The sequence below is a fragment of the Leucobacter chromiireducens genome (assembly GCF_003917135.1).
GTDB lineage: Bacteria > Actinomycetota > Actinomycetes > Actinomycetales > Microbacteriaceae > Leucobacter > Leucobacter chromiireducens_A.
Genome location: NZ_RPDI01000031.1, coordinates 22,924 through 32,371 on the forward strand (window position 1 = coordinate 22,924; position 9,448 = coordinate 32,371).

A 9,448-nucleotide genomic window follows, 5' to 3' on the forward strand; every position below is an offset into this window, starting at 1 on the left:
GCAGGCGTGGGCCACGCACCCGCCGAAACGCGCGCAGCCCCCAACCGGCCGGTTGGGGGCTGCGCGCGTTGGCTCCGTGCTTAGGCGCCGCGGAGGCGCGCCGCGAGGTAGGCGTGCAGCTCGGCGCGCGGCACGCGCTCCTGCTGCATCGTGTCGCGCTCGCGCACGGTCACCGCGTTGTCCTCGAGCGAGTCGAAGTCGACGGTGACGCAGAACGGCGTGCCGATCTCGTCCTGGCGGCGGTAGCGGCGGCCGATCGCGCCCGAGTCGTCGAAGTCCACGTTCCAGTCGTCTCGGAGCTCCTGCGCGATCTCGCGCGCTGCCGGCGAGAGCGCCTCGTTGCGGCTGAGCGGCAGCACAGCCACCTTGACGGGCGCGAGGCGCGGATCGAGCGCGAGCAGGGTGCGCTTGTCAGTGCCGCCCTTGGCGTTCGGCACCTCCTCCTCGCGGTACGCGTCGACGAGGAACGCCATCAGCGAGCGCGTGAGGCCGGCCGCCGGCTCGATGACGTACGGGGTGTAGCGCTCGTTCTTCGTCTGGTCGAAGAAGCTCAGGTCCTTGCCGGAGTGCTCCGAGTGCGTCGAAAGGTCGAAGTTCGTGCGGTTCGCGATGCCCTCGAGCTCGCCCCACTCGCTGCCGGTGAAGCCGAAGCGGTACTCGATGTCCGCGGTGCGCTTCGAGTAGTGCGAGAGCTTCTCCTGCGGGTGCTCGTAGAAGCGGAGGTTGTCTGCGTCAATGCCGAGGTCGGTGTACCAGCGCATGCGCTCGGCCATCCAGTATTCCTGCCACTCCTCGTCGGTGCCCGGCTCGACGAAGAACTCCATCTCCATCTGCTCGAACTCGCGGGTGCGGAAGATGAAGTTGCCCGGCGTGATCTCGTTGCGGAAGCTCTTGCCGATCTGGCCGATGCCGAACGGGGGCTTCATGCGTGCCGCCTGGAGCACGTTCGCGAAGTTCACGAAGATACCCTGCGCCGTCTCGGGGCGGAGGTAGTGCATGCCGGCCTCGTCGTCGACCGGGCCGAGATAAGTCTTCAGCAGGCCGGAGAACGCGCGCGGCTCGGTCCACTGGCCGCGGGTGCCGCAGTTGACGCAGACGATCTCGTCGAGCCCGCCCTCGGGCGCGCGGCCCTTCTTCTCCTCGAACTCCTCGATGAGGTGGTCCTCGCGGTAGCGCTTGTGGCACTGGAGGCACTCGACGAGCGGATCGCTGAAGACCTCGACGTGCCCGGAGGCCTCCCACACCTGCTTCGGGAGGATGACGCTCGAGTCGATGCCGACAACGTCATCGCGCTTCTGCACCATGGTCTTCCACCACTGGCGCTTGATGTTCTCCTTCAGCGCCGTGCCGAGGGGGCCGTAGTCCCACGCGGAGCGAGATCCGCCATAGATCTCACCCGCCTGGAAGACGAAGCCGCGGTGGCGGGCGAGGGCGATGACCTTATCAAGGCGGGACTGTTCAGCCATGTTCGTGTGTCACTCCAAGGTGCAAGCGGGGATCTTGGGAATCCGGCCGGAGCCGGCATCATCCCAGTCTACCCGCGATCACACGCCAGGCGGCCCGGGGCTCGCTGGGACGGGCGCCGCTCGCTAGACGAATCGAACGATCGCGCTGGGGCTGCCCTCGATGTACGCGCTCGCGATGACGGTCTGGTTCCCGGCGAAGCCGCTGTGCACAGCCTTCCCGTTGCCGATGTACATCGCCACGTGGCGGCCCTCCCAGATGAAGACGTCACCCGGCTGGGGCGCGCTCACGCGCTTGCCGCCCAGTGCGGTGTACTCACCGGTGCGCGTGCCGAGATCCCCGGCCTTGACGCCGCTGGAGCGCAGCGCGCGCTCGATGAGGGCCGTGCAGTCCTGGTAGGCGCCGAGCTGGGCGCGCGCGCTCCGCACCATCTTCCCCGGCCGGTCGGTGAAGCCGCGGTAGCTCTTCGACGCCGACTTCGAGCTCGAGGCGTACTTGCTGTTGCCCCACTTCGCGGTGTAGCTGACCGTGATCTTCTTGCCCACCATGCTCGGGGTAATCTTCAGCACCGAGCCGCCGCCGATGTACCGGCCGCTGACCCACCACCGGTAGCTGCCCGTGACCTTCAGGTCCTTGGGCTTCGAGACGCTGCCCTTGGCGACGAGGCGCGAGCCGGGCTTCGCGTGCCCGCTGACCGAGATCTTCGTCGAGACCTTGGCGGTCTGCTTCGCGACCTTCGCGGTCGAGGCCGAGGTCTTCGCGTTCACGGAGCCGGCGAACAGCGTCTTGCTCTCGTTCCACGTGAGCGACGACTTCGCGGTGATGCGCTTCTTGTAGTCACCCGCGCGCACCGTGTACGTCTTGCCGGTCGACACCTTCTTGCCGTTCGCGTACCACGTGAAGGTCTCGCGCTTCAGGCTGAAGCCGGCCGGCTTGCTGAGCTTCGTGGTGCTCGCGGTGAGCTTGTTGCCCACCTTCGGCGTGCCGGACACCTTCGTCGCCGCAGACACCTTTGCCTGCTGCTTGACGACGGTCGGCGCCGAGTTCAGCGTCGCGCTTCCCGCAGCGAACTCCTCGCCGGCCGCCCACGTCGTGACGGCGCGCGCGGTGACCGCGCGGCCAAGATCCTGGGTCCTGGTCGTGAACTGACCTGCCGTGGTGACCGCGGTGCTCGGAACGAGCGCGCCGTCCACGTACCACTCGACCGCGGTGTCGACCTCGAGCCCCTCGGGGGCCTGCACATCGCTCGTCGCGGTGAGCTTCGTGCCCACGGCGGTTGCGGCTTTGACCGCACGCTGCGACGCGTCGCGCACCGTCACCGTGCCGGATACCTCGGCCACCGCGAGCGGCTCAGCCTCGGTGTCGCCCTCGGGCTCGGCCGGCGCCTCGGTCTCGGGGGCCGGCTCCTCGCTTGGGGTAACCTCCTCGCCGTCAGACTCGGGTGCCGGCTCGACGGCCGGCTCCTCGGCGGGAAGCTCGGTCTCGGCCGCTGGCTCCGGTGCCGGCTGGGCCGCGTCACCGGCCGGGGCGTCCGCCGCCTCCGGGGTGTCGGCAGCGATCTCGAGGGAGGTGACCTCCTGCTCCAGCGCCTGCGCTCCGACCGGGCTCACAGCCGTGGCCGGATCCTCCGCAGCAAACGCACCCGACGCGGGTCCGAGGACCAACGCACCGACGAACAGGCCGACAACCGCCTTTTGGAACCGCAAACATACCTCGTGACCTTGACAACAGGGACAGGGCCCCGAAGAGCGCCGCGGACCATGTTAGACAGAGAAACGCGCGAAGTACCAACACGAGATGTCAATGCGGCATCGAGAATATAGCGCGAAATCCTTACGGTGATTGGGATCCCGGCCCGTTATCTTCCCGTAATAATTTTTCTGGCTGGGCCCGAAAAAGCGCCCAGAACGCGGCCGCTGCGGCCGCAGCACGCAGACGCCGATCGCAAAAATGGGGGCGAAAACGGTCGACTACTCAGACCGTTTTCGCCCCCGTGAGCGCGGTGCGCGGACTACTTCGCGGTGAAGAAGAGTCGGCGGTTGGCGAACTCGCCGATCCCCACCGGGCCCATCTCGCGGCCGAAGCCGGAGCGCTTCACGCCGCCGAAGGGCAGCTCGGCCGCCTCAGCCGCGATCGTGTTGACGTGCGCCATCCCCACCTCGAGGCGCGAGGCGACGCGGGTGGCGCGCGCCTCGTCGGTCGAGAACACCGAACCGCCGAGGCCGAGCGCGCAGTCGTTCGCGAGCTCAAGCGCTTCCTCGTCGCTCGACACCTTATATACGGTGGCGACCGGCCCGAAGATCTCCTCGCCGTACGACGGCGCCTCGCGCGGCACCCCGGTGAGCACCGCAGGCGAGTAGTAGGCGCCAGGGCCCTCGGAGAGCACGCCGCCAGCGAGGAGCGTCGCCCCCTCGGCCACGGCCTGCTGCACCTGCGCGTGCACGGTCTCGGCCGCCGTGCGGGTGGAGAGCGGCGCGTACTCGCCGTCCGCGAGCGCCAGCTGGTCCCCCGGCACCAGGCCATCAGCGAGCTTCACGAGCTCGGCGACGAACTCGTCGTAGATGTCGTCCATCACGATGAGACGCTTGTTCGAGTTGCAGACCTGGCCGCCGTTGTAGGTGCGGAAGTTCCACGCCTCGGCAGCAACGGCGGCGACGTCGTCGCTGTCGAGCACGACCATCGGGTCGATGCCGCCGAGCTCGAGCACGCACTTCTTCAGGTGCGTGCCGGCCTGCGCGCCGATGATCGCGCCAGCGCGCTCCGAGCCGGTGAGCGAGACTCCCTGCACGCGCGGATCCGCGATCATCGTGGCGATCTGGTCGTGCGAGGCGAACACGTTCTGGTAGCCGCCGACCGGGACGCCCGCCTCCTCCATGATCTCCTGGATCGTGAGCGCCGAGCGCGCGCAAATGTCCGCGTGCTTCAGGATGATCGTGTTGCCGAGCACCAGGTTCGGCGCGGCGAAGCGTGCCACCTGGTAGTACGGGAAGTTCCACGGCATGACGCCGAGCAGGGCGCCGATGGGCCGCTGCTCGATGAGCGCCTTCCCGGGGATCGTGCTCGGGATCTCAACGTCGGTGATGAGGCCTGGGCCATAGACCGCGTAGTACTCGATGATGTCGCGCGCGAACTCGACCTCGTCGATCGACTCGGCGAGCGACTTGCCCATCTCGAGCGCGATGAGGCGCGCCAGCTCGTCCTTGCGCTCCTCGAAGAGCTCGGCCACCCGCTTCACAACGGCGGCGCGCTCCTGCACGCTCCGCTCACGCCACTCGCGGTAGACGGCGTCGGCGGCAGCAAGCTTCTGCTCGATCTGCGCGTCGGTTGCCGATTCGAAGGTCTCGACAATCTCGCCCGTCGCTGGGTTCTGAACTCGATACTTCGCCATTATTTATCGTTTCCTGTCTAGTGTTCAGCGCGCATAGTCTGCGGCTGTCCCCCTATCGTCGCACTCCCGACCGGGGGATTTCGACCCCAGCGGCAGAAACTCCCGCAACACCCAGGCAGCACAAAGCCCGGGCCGGTGCGTGCGCCCGGCCCGGGCCTTCGTGGCGGAGCACGGCGCGCGGCCGCGATCCCGATCAGCTGCTATCGCACCGTGACCTTGCCCGTGCGGCGGCGGATCTCGTCTGCCACGTGCTTCGCGTCGCCGGCTGGCGCCGTGGAGAGGCGATCCGGGCGCGCAATGAAGAGGTACAGCAGGCCGGAGACGAGCACGACGCCGAGCCCGATCAGCACCACGTAGTCGGCGAAGAAGCTGCCCGTCTCCCCCGGCTTCGCGAGCAGGATCATCGCGAAGACGCCGTACGCGAGCGCCAGCACATTCACTACGATGCCGAAGCCGCCGAGCGAGAAGGGGCCGGCGGGGCGCCAGCCCTGGAAGCGCTGCTTCAGCGACGCGAACACGACCATGTGGAAGGAGACGTAGATGCCGAGGATCGCGAACGACGTGACGGGCACCAGGATCCCCTCGTTGAAGTAGATCAGCACGCAGATGAGCGCCGGCACCGTGCAGGCCACGATCAGCGCGTTCGTCGGCACCTTGCTCCGCTCGGAGACCTGCGACAGCCACCGGTGCCCCGGCAGCATGCCGTCGCGCGCGAACGAGTAGAGCAGACGGGACGCGGCGGCCTGCAGGCTCAGCACGCAGGAGATGAACGCGAGCACGGCGACGATAAGGAACACCTTCGCACCGATCGTGCCGAGCGTCGCCTCGAGGATCGCGGGGATCGGGTCCCCCTCCTCACCGGCAACGATCGCCTCGAGGTTGGGGGCGGCCAGCACGTAGCCGGCGAACGAGAACAGCGCGGAGACCGCGCCGACGACGATCGTCATGAGCATCGCGCGCGGGATGCGACGCGCGGGATCCGACACCTCCTCGGCAACGTCGCCGCAGGCCTCGAAGCCATAGAAGAGGAAGAGGCCGGCGATCGCCGAGGCGAGGAACACCGGCAGGTACGAGCCGTCGCCCTCGGTGCCCATCGTGTCGAAGAACACCCCGAACGAGTGCTTGCGCTGGAACAGCAGCAGGTAGAGCCCCAGGCCAATCACGCCGATCAGCTCCGCGAAGAGCCCGATCCGGGCGATGCGCGCGAGCCACTTCGTGCCGGAGAAGTTGATGAGCAGCGCGACGAGCAGCAGGCCGAGCCCGGTGAAGAGCGTCGACTCCGGGGTGAGCGTGATCCCGAACAGGCTCGTGATGAAGCCGGCGCCGAACTCCGCGACGGCGGTGATCGTGACGATCATCGCCCAGATGTACACCCAGGCGGCGAGCCAGGCGTATCGGCGGCCCCACAGGCGCCTGGCCCAGGGGTAGATGCCGCCGTGGATCGGGTACTGCGACACGACCTCGCCGAACACGAGAGCGACGAGCATCTGGCCGCACGCGACGATCACGATCCACCAGATCGAGGGCGGGCCGCCCGTCGCGAGCGCGGTCGCGAAGAGCGAGTAGACGCCGACGAGCGGCGAGAGGTAGGTGAAGCCGAGGGCGAAGTTCGCCCACAGGCTCATGGAGCGATCGAATTTCCCGTCGTAGCCGAGGACCGCGAGGTGCTCATCGTCGGCGAGATGGCCGGTGGGTGGGGTTGCGGACATGCGCTGTGTTCCTTTCGGATCGACACTGATCCTGGGGGACGGAAGTGTCCCCGCTGGAGTGAGCATAGACCCACGCCGCCATCTGCGAAAAAGCGCTTCTGCACAGCGCTGCAGCGTGCGCGCTGTGCACGCTTCCCGTTGCGCGCTCGCCCCGTGTTCCGGGAGCTACGCCCAGTCCCCCAGCACGAGGTTCTCGGGGGTCTCGCCGGCCTGCAGATGCGCAATCTGGCGCTTGATCAGGGAAACCATGCGCGGAAGCATCGCCGAGGAATCGCCGCCGACGTGCGGGCTGATGAGCGTGCCACGGCACTCCCACAGCGGATGGCCGGCGGGAAGCGGCTCAGGATCGGTGACGTCGAGCGCCGCGCGCAGGCGGCCGGCCTGCAACTCAGCGACGAGCGCGTCCGTGTCGACCACGGGACCGCGCGCCACGTTCACGAGCAGGGCGCCGTCCGGCATGCGTGCGAGCTCGGCACGGCCGAACATGCCGCGGGTCTCGTCGGTGAGCGGCACCGCGATGAGCACGATGTCGGCCTCGGCGAGCGCGTCGCCGAGCTCGTCGAAGCCGCGCACCCGCACGGCCTCGCCGGCGAGATTCTGATCCTCGCGCGCCGTGCGCGCCAGCCGGGTGATGTGCGTCTCGAAGCCCGCGAGCCGCGCCTCGATCGCCTTCGAGACACCGCCGTAGCCGACGATCAGCACGCGCCGATCCGCGAGGCTCGGGAACGAGCGCAGCTCCCAGCGCTGCTCGTCGCCGGCGCGCACGAACTCCGGGATCCCGCGCTGCGCGGCGAGGGTCAGCGCGAGCGCCAGCTCGGCCGTCGACGCCTCGTGCACCGTCGCGGCGTTCGCGAGCGGCATCCCCGCTGGCAGGTGCTTCGCGACCCCGTTGTACCCGATCGACTGCCACTGCACGAGACGCGCCTCCACCGCGGCGAGCGCGGCGAGCTGTCGCGCGCCGCCCCAGTACGGTGGCACCACGATGTCGAAGCGCTCGCGCGGGGCCGGTCCGGCGAGATCCCACTCGACGAACTCGACGCCAGGCACCTCCCCCATGGCTTCGCGCAGGCCTTCGGCGGGCAGGGAGACGACCAGGTCACTCATGCCCCGAGTGTATCGCCCCGGCGTGGGCGTGCCCGCGTGCGTGTTCCGCGATACTGGAGTCGTGATGGGATTTCGACGCGCGCTGCCCGCCCCGCTCGCCTGCGGCCTCGCCGCTGTGCTGCTGCTCGCGGGGTGCGCAACGGGCAGCGGAGCGGACGCCGGATCGGGGACGCCCTCGGCGCAGATCCAGCTCCCGCCCGCTGGCGGCACCCCCGACTACCAGTTGGGCGGGGCCTCGGAACCCGCGCCCGGGGTCACCATCGTCGCGCGGGATCGGAGCGCAGCCCCGGCACCGGGGATCTACTCGATCTGCTACGTGAACGGCTTCCAGACGCAGCCGGGCGAGCTCGCCGACTGGCCGGCCGAGACCCTGCTGCACGATGCCTCGGGCGAAGCGGTGCGGGATCCGGCCTGGCCGGACGAGGTGCTGCTCGACACCCGCACGGCGGCGACGCGTGCGGCCATCCACGAGCGGGTGGCCCCGTGGATCGAGGAGTGCGCGGAGGCCGGCTACGACGCCGTCGAGTTCGACAACCTCGACACGTACACCCGCTCGGCGGGAGCGCTCAGCCGCGCCGACGCCGTGGAGCTCGCCGCCGCGTTCGTCGCGACCGCGCACGCCGCCGGCCTCGCCGCGGGGCAGAAGAACGCCGCGGACGACGCCGAGCTGATGCGATCCCAAGCTGGTTTTGACTTTGCCGTGACCGAGGAGTGCCTGGCGTTTGCGGAGTGCGGCCGGTTCACCGAGCAGTACGGCGACCACGTGATCGACATTGAGTACACGGACGAGCTGCCGCGCCCGTTCGCGGAGATGTGCGCCGACCCCGCGGCGCCGCGCTCGCTGGTGCTGCGGGACCGCGACCTCACGGTGCCCGGCTCCCCCGAGCACGTGTTCGAGACCTGCCAGGCGCGGTAGCGGCGCTCAGCCAGCCGGCGTGGTGACCACCGCGTGCGCCCACCCGGCGTCGCCGCGCGTGTACTCGACCCGCGTGTGCTGTCGGTCCTCGCGCGCCTGCATGAACTCGAACTCGGTGGGCCGCAGGGCGTAGCGCTGCCAGTCCGGGTTCGGCGACCCGGTGTAGCTCGGCCGGCCGGCCCAGTCGCGCTGCGAGATCTCGTCGTCGAGCGCGACCGCGACGCCGGTGACGCGCACCTGTCGCCCGGACTCCCGCCAGAAGAACAGCATCGAGCAGCGCGGGTCCGCCGCGAGCTCGACGCCCTTGCGCGAGGTGCGGTGGGTGGAGAAGTGGTACCCGGCGTCGTCGAGGTCTTTGAGGATCAGGGTGCGGGGAACCGGCTTCCCGTCGGCGCGCACTGTGGCGAACGCCATCGCGTGTGGCTGCCGTTCGCCGCTGTCGATCGCGGCGCTGAGCCAGTCGCGGAACAGCGCGTCCGGCTCCGCGGGCACCGCCCCGGGATCGAGCACGGGCAGGGGCGTCGGGAAGGCGGGCAGGGCGCGGAGGCGGGCTTCGAGATCGCTCATGCGTTCAGGGTACGCCTGTCACGGGTCGCGCTTCCTGCGCCTCCCCTGCACATTGATTGATCATGACTATGATCGAGCTAACTCATTGCATACAAAAGGGAGCGTTGCATGTCAGCTGAGATCAAAGAGCGGCTCAACAGCCTCGCGGCGAAACTCGACCAGCAGCGAGAGTCGATCGAGACTGAGGAGGCAACGAAGAACGCATTCGTGATGCCGTTCATTTCCCTCGTTCTCGGTTACGACGTGTTCAATCCACACGAGGTCGTTCCCGAGTTCGGTCAAGTCCCCGGTAGTGGTGTA

At 69.0% G+C, this 9,448-nt stretch carries 7 protein-coding genes and 1 pseudogene; 2 read left to right on the plus strand and 6 right to left on the minus strand.

The window, feature by feature from the left end:
* Positions 1 to 80 precede the first annotated feature (80 nt).
* The 5 genes from EGM46_RS12550 to EGM46_RS12570 all read right to left on the minus strand — a co-directional run bounded on the left by EGM46_RS12550 (position 81) and on the right by EGM46_RS12570 (position 7,665).
* Positions 81 to 1,466 carry a glycine--tRNA ligase gene (locus EGM46_RS12550; RefSeq protein ID WP_125100481.1) on the minus strand — a complete coding sequence of 462 codons (1,386 nt, stop codon included), beginning with the start codon at positions 1,464 to 1,466 and terminating at the stop codon, positions 81 to 83.
* A gap of 123 nt (positions 1,467 to 1,589) precedes the next feature.
* A complete protein-coding gene (locus tag EGM46_RS12555) occupies positions 1,590 to 3,074 on the minus strand; it encodes an NlpC/P60 family protein (protein ID WP_125100482.1) in 1,485 nt (494 codons plus the stop codon).
* Positions 3,075 to 3,475: 401 nt separating this feature from the next.
* Positions 3,476 to 4,852 (minus strand): NAD-dependent succinate-semialdehyde dehydrogenase, encoded by a 1,377-nt coding sequence (locus EGM46_RS12560; protein ID WP_125100483.1) that lies wholly within the window; start codon positions 4,850 to 4,852, stop codon positions 3,476 to 3,478.
* 200 nt (positions 4,853 to 5,052) lie between these two features.
* The gene (locus tag EGM46_RS12565) at positions 5,053 to 6,561 is read right to left on the minus strand and encodes an APC family permease (protein WP_125100484.1); all 1,509 of its coding nucleotides are present in this window, start codon (positions 6,559 to 6,561) and stop codon (positions 5,053 to 5,055) included.
* A gap of 165 nt (positions 6,562 to 6,726) precedes the next feature.
* Positions 6,727 to 7,665 (minus strand): 2-hydroxyacid dehydrogenase, encoded by a 939-nt coding sequence (locus EGM46_RS12570; protein ID WP_125100485.1) that lies wholly within the window; start codon positions 7,663 to 7,665, stop codon positions 6,727 to 6,729.
* 64 nt (positions 7,666 to 7,729) lie between these two features.
* Here EGM46_RS12570 and EGM46_RS12575 point away from each other — a divergent pair, with 64 nt between their 5' ends.
* A complete protein-coding gene (locus EGM46_RS12575; protein WP_125100492.1) occupies positions 7,730 to 8,581 on the plus strand; it encodes an endo alpha-1,4 polygalactosaminidase in 852 nt (283 codons plus the stop codon).
* Positions 8,582 to 8,587: 6 nt separating this feature from the next.
* On the opposite strand, the gene EGM46_RS12580 is transcribed toward EGM46_RS12575, so the two are convergent.
* Positions 8,588 to 9,148 (minus strand): pyridoxine/pyridoxamine 5'-phosphate oxidase, encoded by a 561-nt coding sequence (locus tag EGM46_RS12580; RefSeq protein WP_125100486.1) that lies wholly within the window; start codon positions 9,146 to 9,148, stop codon positions 8,588 to 8,590.
* 108 nt (positions 9,149 to 9,256) lie between these two features.
* Here EGM46_RS12580 and EGM46_RS12585 point away from each other — a divergent pair.
* Positions 9,257 to 9,448: pseudogene (locus EGM46_RS12585) on the plus strand (hypothetical protein); the annotation flags it as partial.